Annotated in this window: 19 protein-coding genes; 11 read left to right on the top strand and 8 right to left on the bottom strand. The window is 62.9% G+C overall.

Annotated elements, in window-relative coordinates; genetic code table 11:
* Positions 1-2 precede the first annotated feature (2 nt).
* Both GKIL_RS12235 and GKIL_RS12240 read left to right on the top strand, forming a co-directional pair.
* Positions 3-434 (top strand): hypothetical protein, encoded by a 432-nt coding sequence (locus GKIL_RS12235; RefSeq protein WP_023173936.1) that lies wholly within the window; start codon positions 3-5, stop codon positions 432-434.
* Between the two features lie 90 nt (positions 435-524).
* Entirely contained in the window at positions 525-1391 is an 867-nt protein-coding gene (locus GKIL_RS12240; RefSeq protein WP_023173938.1) for an ion transporter, read from the top strand.
* A gap of 6 nt (positions 1392-1397) precedes the next feature.
* Here the strand turns inward: GKIL_RS12240 and fabG are convergent, their stop codons facing one another.
* Positions 1398-2144 (bottom strand): 3-oxoacyl-[acyl-carrier-protein] reductase, encoded by a 747-nt coding sequence (gene fabG, locus GKIL_RS12245; RefSeq protein WP_023173939.1) that lies wholly within the window; start codon positions 2142-2144, stop codon positions 1398-1400.
* 44 nt (positions 2145-2188) lie between these two features.
* Positions 2189-2794, bottom strand: coding sequence for a Crp/Fnr family transcriptional regulator (locus GKIL_RS24795; protein ID WP_023173940.1), 606 nt, complete (start codon positions 2792-2794; stop codon positions 2189-2191).
* Positions 2795-2827: 33 nt separating this feature from the next.
* Between GKIL_RS24795 and GKIL_RS12255 the strand changes: the two genes are divergently transcribed.
* The gene (locus tag GKIL_RS12255; protein WP_245595844.1) at positions 2828-3604 is read left to right on the top strand and encodes a sigma-70 family RNA polymerase sigma factor; all 777 of its coding nucleotides are present in this window, start codon (positions 2828-2830) and stop codon (positions 3602-3604) included.
* Positions 3605-3608: 4 nt separating this feature from the next.
* A complete protein-coding gene (locus tag GKIL_RS12260; protein ID WP_023173942.1) occupies positions 3609-4316 on the top strand; it encodes an anti-sigma factor in 708 nt (235 codons plus the stop codon).
* On the opposite strand, the gene hutH is transcribed toward GKIL_RS12260, so the two are convergent.
* Complete coding sequence (gene hutH / locus GKIL_RS12265; RefSeq protein WP_023173943.1) at positions 4317-5849, bottom strand: histidine ammonia-lyase; 1533 nt, start codon at positions 5847-5849, stop codon at positions 4317-4319.
* A 280-nt stretch (positions 5850-6129) separates the two neighbouring features.
* Here hutH and GKIL_RS12270 point away from each other — a divergent pair, with 280 nt between their 5' ends.
* Positions 6130-7749, top strand: coding sequence for a S53 family peptidase (locus tag GKIL_RS12270; protein ID WP_023173944.1), 1620 nt, complete (start codon positions 6130-6132; stop codon positions 7747-7749).
* Between the two features lie 68 nt (positions 7750-7817).
* On the opposite strand, the gene GKIL_RS12275 is transcribed toward GKIL_RS12270, so the two are convergent.
* The 3 genes from GKIL_RS12275 to rpmB all read right to left on the bottom strand — a co-directional run bounded on the left by GKIL_RS12275 (position 7818) and on the right by rpmB (position 10559).
* Positions 7818-8891 carry a histidinol-phosphate transaminase gene (locus tag GKIL_RS12275; protein WP_023173945.1) on the bottom strand — a complete coding sequence of 358 codons (1074 nt, stop codon included), beginning with the start codon at positions 8889-8891 and terminating at the stop codon, positions 7818-7820.
* 3 nt (positions 8892-8894) lie between these two features.
* Positions 8895-10238, bottom strand: a complete 1344-nt coding sequence (gene hisD, locus GKIL_RS12280) for a histidinol dehydrogenase (protein WP_023173946.1) — start codon at positions 10236-10238, stop codon at positions 8895-8897.
* A gap of 75 nt (positions 10239-10313) precedes the next feature.
* On the bottom strand, positions 10314-10559 hold the full coding sequence (gene rpmB, locus GKIL_RS12285; protein WP_023173947.1) for a 50S ribosomal protein L28: 246 nt from the start codon (positions 10557-10559) through the stop codon (positions 10314-10316).
* Between the two features lie 124 nt (positions 10560-10683).
* Here rpmB and mfd point away from each other — a divergent pair, with 124 nt between their 5' ends.
* The 3 genes from mfd (at position 10684) to GKIL_RS12300 (ending at position 16527) form a co-directional block, all read left to right on the top strand.
* The gene (gene mfd, locus GKIL_RS12290) at positions 10684-14148 is read left to right on the top strand and encodes a transcription-repair coupling factor (protein ID WP_023173948.1); all 3465 of its coding nucleotides are present in this window, start codon (positions 10684-10686) and stop codon (positions 14146-14148) included.
* A 382-nt stretch (positions 14149-14530) separates the two neighbouring features.
* Positions 14531-15787 carry an efflux RND transporter periplasmic adaptor subunit gene (locus GKIL_RS12295; protein ID WP_023173949.1) on the top strand — a complete coding sequence of 419 codons (1257 nt, stop codon included), beginning with the start codon at positions 14531-14533 and terminating at the stop codon, positions 15785-15787.
* 14 nt (positions 15788-15801) lie between these two features.
* A complete protein-coding gene (locus GKIL_RS12300) occupies positions 15802-16527 on the top strand; it encodes an ABC transporter ATP-binding protein (protein WP_023173950.1) in 726 nt (241 codons plus the stop codon).
* Positions 16528-16529: 2 nt separating this feature from the next.
* Here the strand turns inward: GKIL_RS12300 and GKIL_RS12305 are convergent, their stop codons facing one another.
* Together GKIL_RS12305 and GKIL_RS12310 are read right to left on the bottom strand one after the other, a co-directional pair.
* A complete protein-coding gene (locus tag GKIL_RS12305) occupies positions 16530-17603 on the bottom strand; it encodes a hybrid sensor histidine kinase/response regulator (protein WP_023173951.1) in 1074 nt (357 codons plus the stop codon).
* Positions 17604-17777: 174 nt separating this feature from the next.
* Positions 17778-18410: a ribonuclease D gene (locus GKIL_RS12310; RefSeq protein ID WP_023173952.1), complete on the bottom strand. Its 633-nt coding sequence runs from the start codon at positions 18408-18410 to the stop codon at positions 17778-17780.
* A gap of 42 nt (positions 18411-18452) precedes the next feature.
* On the opposite strand from GKIL_RS12310, the gene GKIL_RS12315 reads away from it, so the two are divergent.
* The 3 genes from GKIL_RS12315 (at position 18453) to GKIL_RS12325 (ending at position 22376) form a co-directional block, all read left to right on the top strand.
* On the top strand, positions 18453-20291 hold the full coding sequence (locus GKIL_RS12315; protein WP_023173953.1) for an ABC1 kinase family protein: 1839 nt from the start codon (positions 18453-18455) through the stop codon (positions 20289-20291).
* Between the two features lie 86 nt (positions 20292-20377).
* Positions 20378-21769, top strand: coding sequence for a UDP-N-acetylglucosamine 1-carboxyvinyltransferase (gene murA, locus GKIL_RS12320; protein WP_023173954.1), 1392 nt, complete (start codon positions 20378-20380; stop codon positions 21767-21769).
* Positions 21714-22376, top strand: coding sequence for a hypothetical protein (locus tag GKIL_RS12325; protein WP_023173955.1), 663 nt, complete (start codon positions 21714-21716; stop codon positions 22374-22376). Before murA ends, GKIL_RS12325 begins: the two co-directional genes overlap by 56 nt.
* Positions 22377-22443: the final 67 nt, after the last annotated feature.

Below are 22443 nucleotides of genomic sequence, written 5' to 3' on the forward strand. Positions count from 1 at the left end.
CGATGCAGTTTGCGGAGATTGCCGAGCGGTTGGCTGTCTACTCCGGCTGGACGGTGCAGGCGAACGAAAAAATGGTCGAGGTGAGCGTCGTCCTGCCAAACGATCGTCGGCAAAAAGTCTACATCCGTCCAATTGGCACCCTCGCAGTCCAGGGCGTCGCCAGCGAGATGATCGAGTACTACTCGGCGGCGGTCGAGATTCCCAAAGACCAGGCGCTCTCCTCGCTCCTCGCCTATAGCCTTCTTAAGACCAACGCCCAGATGCTCATCGGAGCCTGGGGGATTGACCAGCGCGGCGAGAGTGAATTTATTGCCGTCTTCGACACGGCCCTGCTGGTCACCCTCGACATCGAGGAGTTGGCGGCGGCAATCTCGGTGATTGCCGCTGAGGCGGATCGGCTCGAAGAACTCTGGGCCGGCGAGGATATCTGGTGAGCCGCTGCGCTTAAACAGTTGCATAGGAAGCTGCTTTTCTCCCTAAGGTATGGTTGAATCTGAGTAGTTTGTCTCCATCCCCAGGCTCCGATGGCTCTTGAAGTCGCACCGCTGCAGGCAGGTAAAGGCAGGACCGCTCTTCAGAGGCGCGTCTATGAGATTCTTGAGCCAGCCCAGGCCGATGACTGGCAAAGTCGTGCCTATGACCGCTTTATCGTCGTCTGCGATGTACTGATCATCGCCGATGTCGTTCTCGGTACAGTCGATGCGATTACCAGCCGCTACCAGATTTATCTGAGCATCCTGCGGGCGATCGTCCAGACGGCCTTCGTGGTCGATTATCTGCTCAGAGTCTGGACGAGCACCTGCAACCCGCTGTACAAGCACCCGCTCTGGGGCCGGTTGCGCTACACGGTGAGCTTCTTTGGCCTGGTCGATCTGTTTGCGGTGGGACCGGCGGTGGTGGCGGCGCTGTTCTTTCCGCCCGCCACCGACATCGGCAAAGTCCTGCGCCTCTCACCGCTATTGCGCACCCTGCAGATGCTGCGCTACTCCGAGCCCCTGCGCACCTTTGGCCGGGTGCTGCGCGCCAAGCGCGACGAGCTATTCGTGATGCTCTCGATCGTCTGCGTATTGCTTCTGGTCGCTTCGAGCCTGGTCTACTTGGTCGAGCACAACGCCCAGCCCAACAACTTCGGCAGCATCCTCGACGCGATGTGGTGGGCAATCATCACCCTCACCAGCGTCGGCTACGGCGACATGTACCCGGTCACACCGGTAGGCAAACTGCTGGGTGGCCTGATTGCCCTGATGGGCATCGGCATCTTCGCCCTGCCCGCCGGTATTCTTGCTGCCGGATTTTCTGAGGAGTTGCGCAAGCGCAAGACCAAGACCACCTGCCCCCACTGCGGCAAGGACACCGGTGTGATCACGACGGTCTTCAGCAAAAAGCATTGAAGTGCCTCAGGCGATCACAAGCCCCCCGTCGATCTGGATCACCTGGCCGGTGATGTAGGCGGCGGCTGGATCGGCGGCCAGAAAGCGCACCAACCCGGCCACCTCCTCGGCCTGCCCGACTCGCCGGAGGGGCACCTGGGCGATCACAGGCTCCAGATCGAGGGCGCTGGTCATGTCGGTGGCGATAAAGCCGGGGGCGACGGCGTTGACGGTGATGCCCCGCGAGCCGAGTTCGCGGGCGGCGGCGCGGGTGAGGCCCAGCACACCGGCCTTGGCGGCGCTGTAGTTGGCCTGCCCGGCGTTGCCGGCCACACCGGAGGTCGAAGAGATGTTGATCACCCGACCGGAGCGCTGCTTGAGCATCACCTTCGAGGCAGCTTTGATGCAGAGAAACACGCCGGTGAGGTTGAGATCGACCACCTGCTGCCAGTCGTCGAGGGACATGCGCAGCATCAGGCCGTCGCGGGTGATCCCGGCGTTGTTGACGAGCACGTCGAGCCGCCCGTACCGGGCAGCCAGGGCCGCAAAAAGCCCATCGACTTCGGCGGCTTTGCCCACATCTGCCTGCAGGGCAACCGCTTCACCGCCGGTAGATTTAATCGCCTCGACGACCTGCTGGGCCGCCTCGGCGGAGCGGCTGTAGTTGACGGCGACTGCCGCTCCTTCGGCGGCAAGGGCCAGGGCGCAGGCCCGTCCGATCCCACGCCCGGCTCCGGTGATAAGGGCAACTTTTGCTGTGAGCAATCCACTCATAAGGCCGACTCAAAACGTGCGTCGCCCATTGTCGCACGAGTTGCTCAGGCGCTGCGGCGCAGGGTGATCGAGCGCCGGGTGCGGCTTATCACCCCTTCGCGCTCCAGCTGGCCCAAAATCCGGTAGAGCGTCTCCTGGGTGAGGCTCAACTCGTCGGCAATCTCTTTGAAGGGCCGGTCGAAGTGGGCGGTGCGCTCGCCGGGCGGCACCGCTCCGCTCAGGTACTCGATCACCCGCTCGCGGGCCGGAGCGATATTTTGCATCTGGACCCGCTCTTTGAGGGCGTTGATCCGGTAACTGAGCAGAGCCATAAACGCCTGGGTCAGCTCCGGGCGCAGGCGCATCGCCTCCCATAGCTGGGCTTTGGGATAGACCAGCAGCCGCGAGGGCAGATCGGCGATCGCCTCGCAGCCGTGGGAGGACGAGAACAGTGCGCCCTCCGAAAACAATTGCCCCGCCGTCGCTCGATACAGCAGCACCGTCTGACCGACGCGGGTATGGCCAACCACGCGAATCCGTCCCTGCTCGACGGCGTAGACGGACAGGGAAGGATCGCCCTGGCGGTAGACAGATTCACCGGCGAGCAGCGACCGGCGCAGGGTCGCTGGACCCAACAACTCAAAAGCGGGAAACGGCGGCGGAGTAGGCATCTTGTGTAGGGTGAAACTATCTGGCATACGGATGTGGCCGCCCGGCGGATGGCAGATGGCGCACCAGGACACGATCCGAACGAAAATCGATCCGAGGGCGGCCATGCTTCGTATACCGGATGCAGCGAACCCGCCGATTGCCCGCCGATGGACGCCAGTTTTGCCCTCACATCCGGGCCGCAAGTCCTCTATCCTGTTGGACATGCCCAACAAAGCCCCGTCTGGCTGTCTGCTGGTGAGCAGGATCGAAGCGCGATGGACGCGCTGAACGATATCGAGGCGTACCGCGCTCTCAAACAGGGCAACGCCAGCGCCCTGTCACTTCTTTATGATCGCCACGGCGGGGTCGTCTACCGGCTGGCCCTGCGCCTGCTAGGTAGCAGCGAAGAGGCCGAAGATCTGAGCCAGGAAGTTTTCTTGCAACTGTGGCAAAAGCAGACCTACGACCCGGCGCGGGGCAGCCTGAGTAACTTTTTGCTCACCCTCACCCGCTCGCGGGCGATCGATCGATTGCGCTCGCGGGGGGCGCGGGGACGGTTTTTGCAGCGCTGGATGCGCGAGGGCGACGTGGGGATAGCAGCCGGATCGCCCTTTGAACGCCTCGCCGCAGACGAACGCTCCGAGCGGGTTCAGACGGCCCTCAAGACCCTCCCCGAAGCGCAGCGGCAGGCGCTCGAACTCGCCTACTACGAGGGATTGAGCCAGTCGGAGATCGCCCAACGGCTGGATACACCGATCGGCACCGTCAAATCCCGCAGTCGGCAGGGCCTGCTCAAACTGCGCAATCTCCTTTTTGATCTGCTGGGGTAGCGCGATGAATCAGCTACCGGACGAGCGGCAGGCACAGATGGCGGGCTATCTTCTGGACGATCTAGGCGAGGCGGAGCGCCGCGACTTCGAGCAGTGGCTGGGCGAACATCCGGAGGCCCAGGCCGAACTTGCCCGCCTCCAGCAGACTTTGAACCTGCTGCCCTACGGTCTCGAAGGTTCTGCTCCCCCCGCCTCCCTGCGCGATCGGATCGTCCGCTCCGCCACCGTTCAGCAAAAACGTCCGCGCCTTCTCAGTTGGGCACCGCTCGCTATTGCTGCAGCCCTGATCGCTATCCTGGGCTTCGATAGCTGGCAGTTGCGCGGGCAACTGGCCGCCAGCAACCAGCAGGTAGAGCGCTACCGCGATCTCGTTTCGATGCTCAGAGAAAACGACACCCGCCTGGTGGCCCTCAAGGGCATGTCCACCGCCCGAGATGCCACAGGCAACATCTTGATCACCCCCGGCACCCCGGAGGTGGTCGTCACCCTGCGCAACCTGCCCCCGCCTGCCAGGGGCGAAGTCTACAAGCTCTGGGCAGTGGTCGAGGGCCGCAAGGTCGCCTGCGGTGAATTTATGCCTGGCCCCGAGGGGTCCGTCTACGCAAAGCTGCCCCTCACCGCCCAACTGCTCTCCGCCCCCCTCGTGGTTACCCGCGAGGTGGCCGGTTCTGCCATCCAGACCGGACCGATGGTGATGACGAGCAGCATCTAGCTACTCCAGCGGGCCGCAGACCTGCTCGACCGCTGACAGCAACTCGCCTGTCGCAACCAGTTGCCGCACCCGCTCGATGTCGGCGCTCACGAGGCGATCCACCTCCAGGCGAGGAACGACCTTCCGCAGGGCAGCATGGGCGGCGCGGCTGCCGGTACCGGGGGGCAGATCCCGGCGAAAATCGAGCCCCTGGGCGGCGCACAGCAGTTCGATTGCCAGCACCCGCTCACAGTTGTCGCAGACAGTCACGGCCTTGCGGGCGGCGATCGTGCCCATACTCACGTGATCTTCTTGACCGGCGGAAGTCGGAATCGAATCGACACTGGCGGGATGGGCGAGGACTTTGTTTTCGGAGACGAGGGCCGCCGCCGTGTACTGGGCAACCATGTAGCCCGAATGCAGCCCGCCCGCCTCGGCCAGAAACATCGGCAGACCGTTGGAGTAGGTGCTGTTGACCAGCCGCTCGGTGCGCCGCTCGGAAATATTCGCCAATTCAGACAGCGCAATCGCCAGAAAATCCATCGCAAGGGCAACCGGCTGGCCGTGGAAGTGACCGCCGGTGAGTACCTGCTGTTCGTCTGCAAAAATCAGTGGATTGTCGGTGGCCGAGTTGAGTTCGATCGTGACCACCTCCCCGGCATAGGCTACCGCGTCGCGGCTCGCCCCGTGGACCTGGGGCGCACAGCGCAGGGAGTAGGCGTCCTGGATGCGGTCACAACCGGCGTGGGAGGCGATAAGTCGGCTGTCCTCGGTGAGCTTGAGCAGGTTGCGGGCACTGGCAAGCTGGCCGGGATGGGGGCGGAGGCGCTGGAAGTGGGGCAGGTAGGGCTGGCGCGATCCCAGGGTCGCTTCGAGAGTCATCGCACAGGCAATATCGGCAATGCGCAGCAGATGGGTAGACCGCTCCAGGCAGAGGGCAGCGATGGCACTCATCACCTGGGTGCCGTTGATGAGAGCCAGTCCCTCTTTGGCTTTCAGCCGAATCGGCGCAAGTCCCCGTCGCTCCAGGGCCACCCGGCCCGGCAGGATCTCCCCTTCGACCTCCGCCTCCCCTTCGCCCACCAGCACCAGGGCCAGGTGAGCGAGCGGTGCCAGATCGCCGCTTGCTCCCACCGATCCTTGAGAGGGGATGACCGGATGCACGCCCCGGTTGAGCATCGCTACCAGTAGCTGCAGCGTCTCGGGCCGCACCCCCGAATAGCCGCAGGCGAGGGCGTTGGCCCGCAGCAGTAGCATCGCCCGCACCACCTCGCGCTCCAAGGGCACCCCGACCCCGGCTGCGTGGCTGAGTAGCAGGTTGTACTGCAGCTGTTCGGTCGCCTCCTGGCCAATCGCCCGGTTTTTGAAGTAACCAAAGCCGGTGGTCACCCCATAAACGGTTTGACCAGAGCGGACCAGTTGCTCGACGTAGGCCCGGGAGCGCATCACCCTCTGGAACGCCCGCTCATCGATTTCGACCGGCTCGCGGCCACGGGCGACCCGCACCACGTCTGCGATCGTTAGCTGCACCCCATCGAGCTGTACCGGAACCATTCTCTTTCCTGCCGCAAAAACTGTACGCAGCGATACAGAGCACTATCGTAGCCGCTGGTCCCGGTCGGTGGGTTTAGCGGCGGCAGGAACTGGTTTATGAAGATTTCGTGTGCCAGGGGTGAGACTGTGGGTATCGGTCCGGCTTTGCGGTATGGTATTCCTGCTTGAGCAAAGGGCCGGTTTGGCATCTGGTAATCTTCGATCGGCCTGGCGGTTATTGTCCTGCGTGTGGGTGTGTTTTTTGCCTTGTTTTCTACCACTTGCATAAGGTATACCCACGATGAAGTTATCTGCGAAGCTTTTGCCCGCCTGCACCCTGGCGGCCATCGGTGTTTCCCAGCCTGTCCTGGCAGCCGGCAGCCAGATTGCCCTCAGCGGTAGTGTTCGTCCTTTTAGTGCCAGTGTGCGCGTCCTTGGTGACGCGGACAGCCGATCGACGGTCGAATTTCAAGTCGCGCTGAAGATGCGCGATCTGTCACAGTTGCGCTCCCGGATCGCCCTGGGGCAGAGGGTGACTCCAGAGGAACTGGAAGCCAACCATTTTCCGCTCCTCAAAGACCAGCGGGCGGTTGTCGAGTGGCTCACCGCTCAGGGGCTGAAAGTCGAGCGGACCTACCCCAACCGCCTGACCATCGAAGTGAGCGGCACCGTCGCCCAGGTACGCGCCGCCCTTGGAGTCGATTTCAAGCGGGTAGTCGTAGATAGTGAAGAATTTGTCGCTGCCCGCACCGCTCCTCTGTTACCGGCAGAATTTTCGGCCTCCATCCTGGGAATCAATGGCCTGCAGCCTTATCAAAAAGCCGTGCCCCTGCACACCAGGTTGCAGCCCCAAAGCCCGACCAAGCCCTTCGTACCCGCCTACTCGGTCAACGACATCCTCACCGCCTACAGCGGCACTGGCCTGGGCCTGAACGGCTCCGGCCAGACGATCGCCATCTTGATCGATGTCGCTCCCCAAAACAGCGATCTGACCACCTTCTGGACCAACAGCGGCATTCCCGGCTCGCTCACCAACATCACCGCCGTCCAGGGAGCCAACCCCCGCCGCAAGGACAAGCCGAGCGGCGAGGAGACCCTCGACACCGAGATGACGAGCGGCGTCGCCCCGGCAGCCAAAATCCGGCTCTATCTTTCTGGTACTCTCAGCTTCAGCAACCTCGACAAGGCGCTCCAGAAGCTGATCGCTGAGTTGCCTTCCCAGCCGACGCTGCACCAGCTCACGATTAGCCTCGGCAGCTGCGAGGCCAGCAACTCCAGTAGCCAGTTGCAGACCGATAGCCAGCTCCTCTCGACGATCGCTGCTTCCGGAGTCAGTATCTTCGTCTCAAGCGGCGACGACGGCTCAAAGAACCTCTGCAACTCCGGCCTCGGCGTGTCGTACTATGCCTCCGATCCGAGCGTTACCGCCGTGGGCGGCACCACCCTCACCCTCGACAGCAGCTCCGGAGCGGTCACCAGCGAAGGGGTCTGGAACAACCAGTACGGCGCGAGCGGCGGTGGCATCAGCTCCTATTTCAGCCGACCGAGCTGGCAGGTCGGTGCCGGGGTGCCCGCCGGGACGACTCGCCTCGTACCGGATGTCGCCCTCGATGCCGATCCGAATACCGGCGTCTACGTCGTCTATAACGGCAGAACCTACTCCTTCGGCGGTACCAGCGCCTCTTCTCCCCTCTGGGCCGGTTTTACAGCTCTATTCAACCAGGCGCGCGCCGCTGCCGGTAAGCCTTCCCTTGGCCTGCTCGGCCCCCGGCTCTATCCGCTTCTGGGCACGAGCAACTTCCGCGACATCACCAGCGGCAACAACGGAGCCTACAGTGCCGGGTCCGGTTACGATCTGGCCACGGGCATCGGCGTGCCGGTCTTGAGCCTGCTGCAGAGCACCCTCTTCAACCAGCCGTAGCTCCTCTCTGGGGGGCGAGGCGCTTTGCCTCCCCTCCGGTTTTGCAGTCTGCCTCCGACTTTGAGAGATCAGGGCCAATGCCTGCCGTTGCGGCCCGACAGCAGCGCCGCCAGATTGGCGATGAGTCGGTCGTTCTCGCTGGGCGTACCGATCGTAATCCGCAGACCGCCGCCGACGGCTCGCACCAGCGAGCCGCGCTCGGCCAGTTGCCGGTGCAGAGTCCGGGCATCGGTACCCAGAAGCCGGACAAACAGGAAATTGGCGTCGCTCGGATAGAGTCGCAATTGCTCAAAGTCTGATAAAAAGCGCTCCAACCGCTGCCGCTCACAGAGAATTTCGGGGATTACCGATAAAAGCAAGTCGCGGTGTTCGAGGGCGGTGAGGGCAGCCAGCTGCGAATGTCCTGGCAGGTTGTAGGGCAGGCGCACTTTCTCCAGGGCGCTCACGTACTCGGGGGCAGCGAGGGCGTAGCCGACCCGGAAACTGGCGAGGCGAAAGGCTTTGGAGAAGGTGCGCAGGACGATCAAGTTGGGCCATTCGCTCAGCAGGGGTACGCTGGTGTACTGGCTGAACTCGTAGTAGGCTTCGTCGAGGACCACGAGCACAGGCAACTGGCGCAGGCGCTCGATGGCACCGGGCTGCAGGAGGTTGGCGGTGGGACTGTTGGGGTTGGCAAGAAAAAGAACCTGGATGCCGTCGAAGTGCGCAATTGCTGCTTCCAGCCCGTCTAGATCGACGGCAAAATCGGCGGTGCGCGGCAGGGGATGGTAGGGGATGCCGAGGGTGCGGGCGATGATGCTGTACATCGAAAAGGTCGGCTCAGCCGTGAGCACCCGGCCCCGGCTCCCCAGGCAGGTAGCAATCAGAATTGAGCGGATCAGTTCGTCGGAGCCGTTGCCAAGACTGACGAGATCCGGGACGACCCCGCAGTACTCGCCGATGGCGGCCTTGAGAGCTTCCGGGTTGGCCTGGGGATAGCGGTTGGCGGCCTGAACCTGCTCGAACTGGTAGGCCAGTTTGTTCTTGAGCCACTCCGGCAGGTCGTGGGGGTTTTCGTTGGCGTCGAGCCGGTCCGCCTCGGGCCAGACCGGCGCGTGATAAGCTTCAAACCCAGCCAGTTCAGGCCGCAAAAATGGCTGCATCGCTCATTCCTCCTGCTGCTGCTGTTGCTGCTGGGGAATGTGGGGATTTTCGTAGCGCTGCAGCCGCAGGCGCACCGAATCGCCGTGGGAGGGCAGCCCCTCGGCGGCGGTGAGCTGGTCGATGGCGTCGCCCACCTCGGCCAGCGCCTGGGGCGTGTACTGGACCAGGCTGGAACTTTTAAGAAAAGTCTCAACGCTCACAGCTGAAGCGAAGCGGGCGGTGCCGGAGGTGGGCAGGATATGGCTGGGACCAGCCAGGTAGTCGCCCACCGCCTCGGGAGTGGCGTGGCCTAAAAAGATCGCTCCGGCATGGCGAATCTTTTCGAGCAGATCCCAGGGCTCCTCGACTTCGAGTTCGAGGTGCTCGGGGGCAAAGAGATTAGAAAGCGCTGCCGCTTCAGCGAGATCGGCGGTGACGACGACAAGACCATAGTGGGCGAGGGATTTTTCGGTGAGGGTGCGGCGCGGATGGTTCTCCAGTTGGTGCCTCACCGCTTCGAGGGTGCGCTCGGCGACGCGCTGATCCGGGGTGATCAAGATCGCTGAGGCGAATGAGTCGTGCTCGGCCTGAGCGAGCAGGTCCGCCGCCAGAAAGACCGGGTTGGCGGTGCTGTCGGCGATGATCAAGACCTCGGAAGGACCGGCCAGAGCGTCGATACCGACCTCGCCGTAGACGAGCTTTTTGGCGAGGGTGACGTAGATATTGCCGGGACCGGCAATCACGCTTACCGGCGCAATCGTGCGCGTGCCGTAGGTGAGGGCGGCAATCGCCTGGGCACCGCCGACGCGGTAGATTTCTTGGACACCGGCTTCTTGAGCGGCCACCAGCACCGCCGGGTTGATCTTGCCTTCGGCGTTGGGAGGACTCACCAGCACGATGCGCGGCACGCCTGCCACCATCGCCGGGATCGCACTCATCAGCACCGAACTGGGGTAGCTTGCCTGACCACCGGGAATATAAAGTCCCGCCGCATCGACCGGGGTGTAGCGGCGACCGAGGACGATGCCCTTGTCTTGAAACTGCACCCAGGATTTGGGGATGCGCTCGCGGTGAAACTGTTCGATGCGCTGCTTGGCCAGCCGCAGTGCCTTGAGCAAACCTGTCGAGACGCGCTGGTAGGCGGCGTCGAGTTCACTTGGGCTCACCACCAGCTCAGCAGCCGTGAGATCGATATGATCAAATTCGCGGGTATAGCGCAGCAGCGCTTCATCACCGTGGCTGCGCACGTTCTGGAGGATCTCGCGGACAGTTGCCTCCTTGTGGACAACCTGTTCGGAGTGCGTCCGGGCGGCGATCCGCTTGAGTTCGGTTTCCGCTTCGACGAGCTGGGTGATCAGTCGCAACATACGCCAGGCTTCAGGGATGCGCTCCCCCCAGTCTCGCTGATGGTAGCTAGATCAGCAAGTTCGCACCGATCAGTTCTACTGGGCAACGTACTTGCTAAGATCCAGGCCCGCTTCTTTGGCGAACGCCTGCAGCCCCTTGTGTTCGAGGGTCTTGATCGCCTTGGTCGAAAGCTTGAGGCGCACAAAACATCCCTGCTCGCTGTCCCAGATCCGCTTCCACTGCAAATTGGCCATCTGCAGCCGCTTGTTGCGACGATGGGAGAAGGAGACGCTGTAGGCGTTATTCGCTTTTTTGCCCGTCAACATGCACTTGCGCGACATCGAGCGCACTCCAGAAAATTTTCAACACAATCGCTCATTATTACACGAGAGCGCCGCTATCTGCACAACCTGCTGGCGATAAAGGCCAACTGTTACAATAGGTTGCCGACGCTGCTCCGTTTTCATGCCGCTCACCGCACTCGTTCAGAGCCTGAAGGGCTCGCCCTTCGTTGAAGAAATTGCCCAGCGCCTTCTAAAATCTGCAACCGTTCGCCTGCAGGGGGGCAACCGGGTCGCCCGTGGCATCGCCGCCTCCGCCCTCGCCCGCCGCCAGGGCACGCCGCTACTGGTCGTCACCGCCAACCTCGAGGAGGCAGCGCGCTGGAGCGCTCAGCTGGAGACGATGGGCTGGGAATCGGTCTATCTTTATCCGTCCTCGGAGGCGACGCCCTACGAACCTTTTGATCCGGAGGAGGAGGTGAGCTGGGGAGAGTTGCAGGTGTTAGCCGAACTCACCCAGCACAGCGAGGGCAATTGGGCAATTGTCTGCACCAGCCGCGCCCTGCAGCCCCACCTGCCGCCCCCCGAAGATCTCAGCGACTATTGCCTGACGATCGAGGCCGGGCAGACCCTCACGATCGAGCGGGTGAGTGCTGAGCTGGCCCGGTTGGGCTACAGCCGCGTCCCCCAGGTCGAAGGGGAGGGCCAGTTCTCCCGGCGCGGCGACATCCTCGATTGCTTCCCGGTCTCAGCCGAGATGCCGGTGCGCATCGAGTGGTTCGGCGACGAACTTGAGAAGATCCGCGAGTTCGACCCAGCGAGCCAGCGCTCGCTCGATCCGGTAGATGGCGTATCGATTACTCCGGTGGGCTTTGGAGCGGTGGTCCTGCCTGAGTTGCAGCGGCAGCTCACCCCGGCGCGGGTGGCGGAGTTACCCGAAAGCTGGCAGCAGGTGGTGCGCACAGACATTCAAGAAAACCGCGTTCCAGAAGGGCTGCGCCGCTGGCTGGGCCTCGCCTTCGATCCGCCCGCCTCGCTGGTGGACTATCTGCCCACTCGCCTGACTGTCTGTCTCGACGAGCCCGAGCAGATCCGTTCTATCGATCAGCGCTGGTTCGAGGCCGCCGACGAGCAGTGGCTCAAGCAGCCGGTCGGCCCGCCTCTGCACATCGCCTTCGAGGCGATCGAAGCGCTGCTTAAAGACCGCTATTCGCTCCTCGAACTGCGGGAACTGGCGAGCGAGGGCGGTGGTTTTCAACTGGGAGGCCGGCCCCTGCCCAGCGTCCCCCACCAGTTCGGCACCCTCGCAGAACATCTCCGGCAGTACCGCGCCCAGGGACTGCAGATCTGGATGCTCTCCGCCCAGCCCAGCCGGGCGGTGGCACTTTTGGCCGAGCACGATTGCCCGGCCCAGTTCATCCCCAATCCCCAGGATCAGCCCGCCCTCGAAAAAGCGCAGACCAGCCGCACGCCGATCGCCCTCAAGTACTCGGGCCTCGCGGAGATGGAAGGCAGCGTACTATCGACGCTGCGAACCGTACTGGTCACCGATCGCGAGTTCTTTGGCCAGCGGGTGCTCGCCACCCCCAACTTCGTGCGCAAGCGCCGCCGGGCCGGCTCACGGCAGATCGACCTCGACAAGCTCAACCCCGGCGATTTTGTCGTCCATCGCAACCACGGCATCGGTCGCTTTCTCAAGCTCGAAAAATTGGCAGTCAGCGGCTCCGCCCGCGAGTACCTGGTGATCGAGTATGCCGACGGCATCTTGAGGGTGGCCGCCGACCAGATGAATTCGCTCTCGCGCTACCGCTCCACCGGCGGCAGCGTGCAGCTCTCGCGCATGGGCTCCAAGTCCTGGGAGAAGACCAAGCAAAAAGTCCGCAAGTCGATTCAAAAGATCGCCTTCGACCTGCTCGAACTCTACGCCCGCCGCTCCCAGCAAAAGCGCCTCGCCTTCCCGCCCGACCAGCCCTGGCAGCGGGAGATGGAAGATTCTTTTCCCTATCCGCTCACCCCCGATCAGGCCAGGGCGATTCAGGAAGTCAAAGCCGACATGGAGTCGGAGCGACCGATGGACCGCCTGGTGTGCGGCGACGTGGGTTTTGGCAAGACCGAGGTAGCGATCCGGGCCGCCTTCAAGGCCGTCACCTCCGGCCTGCAGTGCGCCGTGCTCGTGCCCACGACCGTCCTTGCCCAGCAGCACTACCACACCTTCAAGGAGCGCTTCGCCCCCTACCCGATCTCCGTCGGTCTGCTCAACCGCTTTCGTACCCCCGCCGAAAAAAAAGACCTGCTCGCCCGCCTCGCCACGGGTGAACTGGATCTGGTGATCGGCACCCACCAGCTACTGGGAAGCGGTGTTCACTTTCGCAATCTGGGGCTGCTCATCATCGACGAGGAGCAGCGCTTTGGCGTCGCCCAAAAAGAAAAGATCAAGACCCTCAAGACCCAGGTGGACGTGCTCACCCTGACGGCGACACCGATCCCGCGCACGCTCTATATGTCGCTGTCGGGCGTGCGGGAGATGAGCCTCATCACCACCCCGCCCCCCAGCCGCCGCCCGATCAAGACCCACCTTGCCCCCTACGATCCCGAGCACGTGCGCACGGCGATCCTCCAGGAGTTGGGCCGGGGCGGCCAGGTCTTCTACGTCTACAACCGGGTAGAAGACATCCAGCAGGTGGCGGCCCGATTGCAGGCGATGCTGCCGATGGCCAAAATCGGCGTCGCCCACGGCCAGATGGACGAGGGCGAACTCGAATCGACGATGCTCGCCTTCTCAGGCGGCGAGTACGACATCCTGGTTTGCACGACGATCATCGAGTCGGGCCTCGACATTCCCCGCGTCAACACGATCCTCGTCGAGAACGCCCACCAGTTCGGCCTCGCCCAGCTCTACCAGTTGCGCGGGCGGGTGGGCCGATCGGGGGTGCAGGCCCACGCCTGGATGTTCTACAAGCAGGAGGACAGCCTCACCGACGAGGCGCGCAAGCGCCTGCGGGCGATTCAAGAATTTACCCAACTCGGCTCCGGCTATCAGCTTGCCATGCGCGACATGGAAATTCGCGGCGTCGGCAACCTGCTCGGAGCCGAGCAGTCCGGCCAGGTAAACCAGATTGGCTTTGATCTATATATGGAACTTTTAGAAGAAGCGATCCAGGAGATCCGGGGCCGCAAACTGCCCAAAGTCGAGGATACCCAGATCGACCTGCGCGTCACCGCCTTTATCCCCGCCGATTACATCGTCGATCTCGAGCAAAAGATGCGCGCCTACCGTCAGGTGGCTCTGGCCACCGACCGCCATCAATTGCAGCAGGTGGCCCTCGAATGGACCGAGCGCTACGGCCCCCTGCCCGTCGCTGCCCAGCAACTGTTGCGCGTCATGGAACTCAAGCAGGTCGCTCGCGCCCTGGGCTTCTCGCGCATCCGACCGGAGGCGACCAACGTCGTCCTTGAAACCCCAATGGAGGCACCGGCCTGGGAGCAGATTGCCCAGTCGCTACCCGCCGAGGTGCGCGGTCGCTTCTTTTATCAGCCGGGCAAAGTCACCGTGCGCAACCTTGGCATTCTCACCAGCGCCCAACAGCTCGAAAACCTCGTGCAGTGGCTCGACAAGGTACAACTGCCCTCGCTGGAGATAGCCGTCTAGGGCTTTTCTCTTCTCCGACGGCCTCTCACTATCGCCTGTTGCCGATTCCTGAGCGGTCTGTTGTTCGCCATCCAGCCAGTGGACCTCCCAACCTTTACGATGGTCGCCCTGCGCTGCGAATAGCTATCTTTGCTACCAAACTGCATCGATTGCGACAGGAAACCGTCGCCCAATCTGCTAAATTTGCCAATGGTTCACTTCGATAGCTGTTCGCCCGTCCCCACTCTGCTTGCCCCCGTCCAGGGATTGACGAACTGAGGCCGAACCGCTACATTGTCCACATCGGATATATCCAGTCTGGATGCTTTGCTGAAAGGCGATGGCGAGCGGTGCTTTTGCCTACTCCAGATGGCTCCGTCCTGTTTCTTCGTGATCTTGCCTGATGGACATTCCTCGCAGTAAGCCCAATCAGACCACAAGGCGCGTGCGGCTCGCACTTTTCACCCTTGCCGCTTCTGCCGCCGTCGTGCTGCTCGTTCTGGGTCTGAGCAACCTCAAGCCCGCCGCTCCTACAGTCGATAGGTCTACCGTCTGGATCGACACGGTCCGGCGCGGGACGCTCATCCGCCAGGTGCGCGGCCTCGGCACCCTGGTGCCCGAGCAAATCAGCTGGATTCCTGCCACCACCGAGGGCCGGGTCGAAAAGATCTACGTCAGGCCAGGGGCGCGGGTACAGCCTGACACGGTGCTGCTGGTGCTCTCCAACCCCGAGGTGCAGCAGACCGCCGTCGATGCCCAGTTGCAGCTCAAGGCCGCCGAAGCCGAGTACGCCAACCTGCAGGTGCAACTGGCCAGTTCCGTGATGGGCCAGCGGGCGACGCTCGCCACCGTTCAGTCCGACTACCGCCAGGCGGTGCTGCAGGGGGCGGCCAACGAGGAATTGGCGAGCAAAGGACTGATTCCCCGCCTGCAGGCACAGCTCTCCAAGGTCAAGACCGAAGAGTTGGCAAGCCGCCAGGGTCTAGAACAGCAGCGCCTGGCGATTGCCGCCGATGCGGCGCGTGCCCAACTGGCCGTACAGACTTCTAAAATCGAGCAGCTGCGCACGCTGGTCCAGCTGCGCAACAGCCGCGTCGATTCGCTGAAGGTGCGCGCGGGTCTTGCCGGCGTACTCCAGCAGTTGCCCCTCGACATTGGCCAGCGGGTCACCCCCGGTACCAACCTGGCCCGCGTCGCCGACCCGCGCACGCTCAAAGCCGAACTGAAGATAGCCGAGACCCAGGCAAAGGACATCCAGCTGGGGCAACCTGCCAGCGTCGATACACACAACGGCACGGTGACCGGCACGGTAGCGCGCATCGACCCGGCGGTGCAAAACGGGACGGTGACGGTGGACGTGCGCCTGATGGGCAGCCTCCCTGCTGGAGCGCGTCCGGATTTGAGCGTCGATGGCACGATCGAGCTGGAGCGGCTGAGGAACGTGCTGTTTGTCGGTCGCCCGGCCTTTGGCCAGGAGAACCAGACGGTGGGCCTCTTTAAGCTCGACGCTGAGGGGACGGAGGCGAGCCGGGTACCGGTGCGGCTGGGCAAAAGCTCCGTCAACACGATCGAAGTGCTCTCTGGCCTCAGGGAGGGGGAGCGGGTGATTCTCTCAGACATGTCTGCCCAGGAAAGTTACAACCGCATTCGCTTACAGTAAGGAGCCTTCCGCTTATGAGTACATCCGATGCGCCCTTGATTCGCCTGAGCGGTGTGAGCAAAGTGTTTCTCACCGACGAAGTCGAGACCCGCGCCCTCGCAGGCGTCGATCTCGAAATTCACCCTGGCGAGTACGTCTCGATCGCCGGTCCTTCCGGCTGCGGCAAATCCACCCTCCTCGCTATCCTCGGGCTGCTCGACTCCCCCAGCGAGGGCACCTACCAGCTGCACGGCAAACCGGTGGAGAGCCTCGATCTCATCGAGCGCTCCCGCATCCGCAACCGCGAGATCGGCTTTATCTTCCAGAGCTTCAACTTGATTGGCGATCTAAACGTCGCCGAGAACGTCGAGTTGCCTTTGACCTACCGGGGGTTGAGCGAGGCGGAGCGCAAGAAGCGGGTCAAGCAAGCCCTTGAGCGCGTCGAGATGAGCCACCGCACCAGACACTACCCGGCCCAACTGTCGGGCGGTCAGCAGCAGCGGGTCGCCGTCGCCCGTGCGCTGGCGGGTTCACCGGCGATTTTGCTGGCGGACGAGCCGACGGGGAACCTCGATTCGGTCAACGGTCAGGCGGTGATGGACCTGTTGGCGGAGTTGCACGCCGGGGGAGCGACGATCTGCATGGTCACCCACGATCCGCGCTTTGCCGGTTTTGCCGGGCGCAGTATCCACCTGCTCGATGGCAAGGTTGTCTCCGCCGAGCAGGCCCAGGTGAGCAGCTTGAAAGAGGCGGCGCGCTAAATTCAGGAGTGGACTGGCAGCCGGACCGTGAAGTTGCTGCCTCTGCCCGGTTCGCTCTCAAGGCTGAGGGTGCCGCCGTGGGCTTCGACGATCTGGCGGCTCAGGTGCAGGCCCATGCCACTGCCTTCTTTGTTGTGGCTGCCCTGGGAAAAGCGCCGAAAAAGCGCCGCCTGTTCCTCGGGCCGGATACCGGGGCCGGTATCGCTCACAGCAAAGCAGACGAGGGAATCGACGGCGTTCGTGCAGACACGGATGCTGCCCTGGTCGGTAAATTTGATCGCATTGCCAATCAGGTTGGTGAGCACCCGGCGCAGTTCGAGATGATCGGCCTGCACTCTGGGCACCGGCTTGAGGTTGGTGTCGAGTTCGAGGCGCTTTTCGGTGGCGAGCGGTGCCAGCTCGGCGCACACCTGCTCGGCAAGTTCGACGAGGTCCGTAGGCTGAAAGTGCAGGCGTTTGGCTCCTGCCTCGTAGCGGTAGACATCGAGCAGGGTCCGCACCAGGGCCAGCAGGTTGCTGTTGGAGCGGTTCATGATCGAGATCGCCTCGGCCATCTGGGGGGGCATCTCGCCTAAGGCTCCCTGATTTAACAGGCCGAACATGCGATCGGCGGCCACCAGGGGGGTACGCAGATCGTGGGCGAGGCGGGTCACAAAATCTTCGCGCTGGCGGGCAATCGTGTCGCGCTCGGTGATCGAGCGCTTGAGGCGCAGGAGGGAGCGCACCCGTGCCAGCAACTCGTCCGGCTCGATCGGCTTGCGGATAAATTCGTCCGCGCCGGCATCGAGGCCGAGGGCAGCGCTGGGCCGATCGGAGGCGGTGACGAGCAAGATGGGCAGGAAGGGCAACCGCAGATCCGACTTGATCCGGCGGGTGACCTCGTAGCCGTCCATTCCCGGCATCATGACGTCGAGCAGCACCAGATCGGGAGGGTTCTTGTAGACCTTTTCAAGACACTCCGGGCCGGAGCTGGCGGTCTCGATTTGATAGCCTTCGCTCGAGAGTAAGAACTGAACCAGGACAATATTGTCAGGCAGATCGTCTACGACCAGAATGCGTTCGGGAGCAGGTGACATAAAGGGCACGAAGTGGGGAACAAAGGTCTTTTTGTTGCTGCCGGAGGAGCAGGAACCGAACTGTATTCCAGTGAACAGATCGTCTCCTACGGTATAACACCCACGGGCAAGCGCATCCCACCGGAGGTAGAGTTTTAGAAAACATTATGAATAATTCTCAGATACTATACTGCTTCAATGCTCGAATATCGACAGATAACCGAGCAGATCCAGTTCTACCTGGGTCGGCAAAAACGCGAAGCAGCGCAAGGCCAGATCGAGCCGGCCCTCGCGCCGGAGCATCGACTCCAGCTTGTGCCAGGCAGGAATCAAGTAGCGCACGTCGTTGGCGGCGTAGCGCAACTGCTCGTCGGTGAGTTCGAGAACCGCCCCCCAATCGGAACTCTGAGCCGATTTATCCAGCTCGACCCCTACCGTCTCCGCAATCAGGTCCTTCAGACCGTGCCGGGGACTGTAGGTGCGCGCCAGTTTGCTCGCCACCTTGGTACAGACAATCGGCTGCACGTAGATGCCCAGGTGGTAGCGGAGCATGGCGACATCGAAGCGGGCGTAGTGAAACAGTTTCACAGGCCCGGACGCCTCCAGGACCCGTTTGAGTTGGGGAGCCTGCTTGAGCCCCTGGGGGATGCGCACGACGCTCACCAGGCCCGTCGAATCGCACAGCTGCACCAGGCAGAGGCGGTCGCGCTGCGGCAGGAGGCCCATCGCCTCGGTATCCACTGCTAAGTGTTCGCTCGTCAAATAGACCTCAGCGACCGATTCAGAGAGGTCGTCGCTAAAAATGTGGACCGCAGCCAGCTCGCCCATGGATACTCGAAGAAATCTTGAGAAAATGTTAACCTTTATTACATGCGCGCTACCACTGAGCTGTCCGTGCCGCCTCGCCCGGCGAGTGCCGCCGCTAACCAGTCTGCCACTGCGGTTCCTCTCAAGTCCTACGATCCGAACTTGATTGCCCGCTACGCCGAGCGGAGGCCGGGCCGGGTGCTTGGCCGCCTTCTGCGCACTATCTGGCCTTTTTTGCTGTTTTTTTTGCAACTGCAGTGGGACCGCGCCTCCGGGGCAGGTGCGCGCAACCAGATCAAGCGCGCCGTGCGGTTGCGGGAGATCCTCACCGACCTTGGTCCTACCTACATCAAGATTGGCCAGGCGCTCTCGACCCGCCCGGATCTGGTACCGCCCGCTTATCTAGATGAGTTGACCCTGCTGCAGGACCGCCTGCCGCCGGTACCCAACAGCGAGGCGTTCGCCCTGATTCGAGCCGGTCTGGGCCGCGACCCGGCGGAAATTTACGCCGAATTTGATCCGGAGCCTATCGCCGCTGCCTCCCTCGGCCAGGTCTACCGCGCCCGGCTGAAGACCGGCGAGCGGGTGGCAGTCAAGGTGCAGCGCCCCAACTTGATCCCGACTGTCATGCTCGATCTCTACCTGCAGCGGCGGTTGCTGGGCTGGATCGAGCGCAACGTCCGCCAGGTCAAAAGCGACCTGCAGGCGATCCTCGACGAATTTGGCCGCAAGCTCTTCGAGGAGATGGACTACGTTCAGGAGGGCAAAAACGCCGAGCGCTTCGCGAGCTTTTTTGTCACCTCGATGCCCGAAATTTATGTGCCGCGCATCTACTGGGACTACACCTGCCGTCAGGTGTTGACGATGGAGTGGATCGACGGCCTCAAGCTCACCCGCCTCGAAGAGATCGAAAGAGCCGGTCTCAACGCGCGCGCGGTGATCGAAGCGGGGGTGCAGTGCTCGCTCCGGCAACTGTTGGAACACGGTTTTTTTCACGCCGACCCCCATCCGGGCAATCTGCTGGTGATGGCGGATGGCCGCCTCGCGTACCTCGATTTTGGAATGATGAGCGAGGTCGAACCCGCCCAGCGCTACGGCCTGATCCAGGCGATTGTCCATATGGTCAACCGCGACTTTGAAGGTCTGGCGCGGGACTACGTTCAGCTGGGTTTTCTAAAGAGCGATCAAGACCTCACCCCGATCGTGCCGGTGCTCGAGGCGGTCTTTGGTCAGGCTCTCGGCTCCAGCATCGGCAGCCTCAACATCAAGAGCATCACCGACAACATGTCGGCGATGATGTACGACCTGCCCTTTCGGGTGCCCGCCTTCTTTGCGCTCATCATCCGCTCGCTGGTCACCCTCGAAGGGATCGCCATCTCCGTCGATCCCGAATTCAAGGTGCTCGAAGTCGCTTACCCTTACGTCGCCCGTCGCCTCTTAAGCGACAACGCTCCCCAATTGCGCGCCTCGCTGAGCGAGCTGCTCTTCAAAGACGGTGCCTTTCGCTGGAACCGGCTTGAAAATCTGGTGCGCAACGCCCGCAGCGCCAGGGAGTACAACATCAACCGCGCCCTCGATCAGGCGGCAGAATTTTTGCTCTCCGAGCGCGGGGCGGCGATTCGCGAAAAACTCATCGATGAGCTGACCGCTACGAAGACCGTTAACCCGAACGTGCCGGGCGGCAGTGCCAGCGGACTGCAAAATCTCGAGCGGCTCTGGTCGCTGCTGCGCGAAGATCCAAAGCTCGATGTCCGGCATCTTTTTGCAGTGCTGAGCAAGCTCGTCCTCAAGCCCGAGGGCCGCGATCTCAGCCGCCGGGTGGCAGGCCGCCTGCTGGAGCGCGAGTTGGCCCGCCTGTTGCGTCGGGCTCTGCTGCCGGGGATTCCCAGCGCTGCCCTCTGAGGCGGGCTTCTCCTTAGCAAAAGGGAAGAATCTGCCCTACTTTGCCCTTACAATCTGGGGTATCCACACACTCAGGTGCCGAAGCGATGGCAATCGACCCCCCGCTCACTCCGTCTAACTCCGGGCAAACGAAACTGGTCGATCCATACTTACAAATTGAGGGAGGGTACCGGCTCAGCGGCGAGGTGACGATAAGCGGTGCCAAAAATTCTTCTTTGGCCCTGATGGCGGCGGCCCTGTTGACGATGGACGGCTGTCGGCTGCACAACGTTCCGGGGCTGGCGGACATCCGGATGATGAGTGCGATTCTCGAATCGCTCGGGGTGCGGGTGCGCTCCCACGCTCCCAACACCCTCGACATCGACGCCCGCTTTTTGAGCGTCCACCGCGCCCCCTACGAACTGGTCAACAGTCTGCGCGCCAGCTTCTTCATCCTGGGGCCGATCCTGGCCCGGCTGGGGATGGCCCGCATTCCGCTGCCGGGCGGCTGCGCGATCGGGGCGCGGCCCGTCGATCTGCACGTGCGCGGTCTGCAGGCGCTCGGAGCCGAGGTGCGCATCGAGCACGGCATCGTCGAGGCCCGCGCCCGCAAACTGAGGGGCGGTCGCATCCACCTCGACTACCCGAGTGTCGGGGCAACCGAGACGATCATGATGGCGGCCACCCTCGCCGAAGGGGAGACCGTAATCGAAAATGCCGCCCAGGAGCCGGAGGTCTGCGATCTGGCCAACTTCTGCCGCTCCCTGGGAGCGCGCATCCGGGGTGCCGGGACCAAGACGATTGTGGTAAGTGGCGTCCCCCGCCTGCACGGCAGCGAGTACCACGTCATCCCCGACCGCATCGAGATCGGCACCTTTATGGCCGCCGCCGCGATCACCCGCTCGACGCTGCGCATCGGGCCGGTCGTGCCCGAACATATCGGGGCGGTGGTGGCCAAGCTGCGCGAGATGGGTTCGCAGGTGAGCCTGATAGGGAGCGACACCCTCGAAGTGAGCCCTGGCCGGGTGATGGCGGCGAGCGACATCGAGACATTGCCCTTTCCGGGCTTTCCCACCGACATGCAGGCCCAGTTTATGAGCGTGCTCGCGGTGAGCGAGGGCACGAGCATCATCTCCGAGACCGTCTTTGAAAATCGCCTGATGCACGTCCCCGAACTCAACCGCCTCGGAGCCGATATCCGGGTGCGCTCCGGCCATGCAATCGTGCGCGGCGTGCTCAAGCTCTCGGGGGCACCGGTGGTGGCCACCGACCTGCGCGCCTCCGCCGCCCTCGTGATCGCGGGTCTGGCTGCCCACGGCACGACGACGATCACCGGCCTGCACCACCTCGATCGCGGCTACGAAAATATTGAGTTAAAGTTGCAGCGCCTGGGTGCCCGCATCGAGCGGCATCTTCCCGTTGCCCAGGTGAACGAGGTAAGCGATGCAGTGGCTGCTGTTGCTGCCGTTGCTGGCGCAGACGCCGGAGCCGCCGGTTGAAACCCAACCAGCTTCGGTTCCAAGCCTGACCCCAGCTCCCAATCCCATCCCCCAGCCTGAGGCTCCCACCGAGGCCACCCTCAAAATCGGCGGCTATACGATCTTGAGCCTGCGCGGCGCTGACAGTACGGCCAGAGTCGAGCAGGCCCTCCAGCGCTTCAACGACATCGTCCACGACGCCCCCCAGCCGCAGCTCACTGTCGCGGTGCGCGGCAACGACGGCGGCGCAGTCCTGCTCGTCAATGGCCGGGGGCTCATCGACTTTACCCCCCGCGACACGATCCCCAACGGCACCTCGCGGGTGCTGCCCATCGCCCGCGTCTGGGCGGGCCGCCTCAAGGCGGTGCTCTCCAACCCGACTGTGATCAAAAGCCTCTTTGTCTTCACTGGCCTGCCGGAGCGCTTTTCGTACAACGGCGCTGATTTTGCCCGTGGGGCCGCTCCAGCCACCGACGTCGGTCGCTTTACCACCGACGGCAGCCGCACTGCCCCCGACAGCACCGGCAAAAGCTACGTGCTTTTTTGGGACTCCCAACTGCCCCTGCCCCAGAACACCCTCTTTCTGCTCAACCGCTACCGCGAGTTCGTCCCCTACACCCATCTTTAACGACTGACAGCTATTGAAATCTGTCATTTGTTATGAGAAGATGGTGTCGTAGCGACAACGAGGCAGG

The sequence above is a fragment of the Gloeobacter kilaueensis JS1 genome, from assembly GCF_000484535.1.
Taxonomy (GTDB): Bacteria; Cyanobacteriota; Cyanobacteriia; order Gloeobacterales; family Gloeobacteraceae; genus Gloeobacter; species Gloeobacter kilaueensis.

Excerpts from the sequence above, each read along its gene's own strand:
- GKIL_RS12235 (WP_023173936.1), top strand. The coding sequence starts at position 3 with ATGCAGTTTGCGGAGATTGCCGAGCGGTTGGCTGTCTACTCCGGCTGG.
- GKIL_RS12240 (WP_023173938.1), top strand. The coding sequence starts at position 525 with ATGGCTCTTGAAGTCGCACCGCTGCAGGCAGGTAAAGGCAGGACCGCT.
- fabG (WP_023173939.1), bottom strand. The coding sequence starts at position 2,144 with ATGAGTGGATTGCTCACAGCAAAAGTTGCCCTTATCACCGGAGCCGGG.
- GKIL_RS24795 (WP_023173940.1), bottom strand. The coding sequence starts at position 2,794 with ATGCCTACTCCGCCGCCGTTTCCCGCTTTTGAGTTGTTGGGTCCAGCG.
- GKIL_RS12260 (WP_023173942.1), top strand. The coding sequence starts at position 3,609 with ATGAATCAGCTACCGGACGAGCGGCAGGCACAGATGGCGGGCTATCTT.
- hutH (WP_023173943.1), bottom strand. The coding sequence starts at position 5,849 with ATGGTTCCGGTACAGCTCGATGGGGTGCAGCTAACGATCGCAGACGTG.
- GKIL_RS12270 (WP_023173944.1), top strand. The coding sequence starts at position 6,130 with ATGAAGTTATCTGCGAAGCTTTTGCCCGCCTGCACCCTGGCGGCCATC.
- GKIL_RS12275 (WP_023173945.1), bottom strand. The coding sequence starts at position 8,891 with ATGCAGCCATTTTTGCGGCCTGAACTGGCTGGGTTTGAAGCTTATCAC.
- hisD (WP_023173946.1), bottom strand. The coding sequence starts at position 10,238 with ATGTTGCGACTGATCACCCAGCTCGTCGAAGCGGAAACCGAACTCAAG.
- rpmB (WP_023173947.1), bottom strand. The coding sequence starts at position 10,559 with ATGTCGCGCAAGTGCATGTTGACGGGCAAAAAAGCGAATAACGCCTAC.
- mfd (WP_023173948.1), top strand. The coding sequence starts at position 10,684 with ATGCCGCTCACCGCACTCGTTCAGAGCCTGAAGGGCTCGCCCTTCGTT.
- GKIL_RS12295 (WP_023173949.1), top strand. The coding sequence starts at position 14,531 with ATGGACATTCCTCGCAGTAAGCCCAATCAGACCACAAGGCGCGTGCGG.
- GKIL_RS12300 (WP_023173950.1), top strand. The coding sequence starts at position 15,802 with ATGAGTACATCCGATGCGCCCTTGATTCGCCTGAGCGGTGTGAGCAAA.
- GKIL_RS12305 (WP_023173951.1), bottom strand. The coding sequence starts at position 17,603 with ATGTCACCTGCTCCCGAACGCATTCTGGTCGTAGACGATCTGCCTGAC.
- GKIL_RS12310 (WP_023173952.1), bottom strand. The coding sequence starts at position 18,410 with ATGGGCGAGCTGGCTGCGGTCCACATTTTTAGCGACGACCTCTCTGAA.
- GKIL_RS12315 (WP_023173953.1), top strand. The coding sequence starts at position 18,453 with ATGCGCGCTACCACTGAGCTGTCCGTGCCGCCTCGCCCGGCGAGTGCC.
- murA (WP_023173954.1), top strand. The coding sequence starts at position 20,378 with ATGGCAATCGACCCCCCGCTCACTCCGTCTAACTCCGGGCAAACGAAA.
- GKIL_RS12325 (WP_023173955.1), top strand. The coding sequence starts at position 21,714 with ATGCAGTGGCTGCTGTTGCTGCCGTTGCTGGCGCAGACGCCGGAGCCG.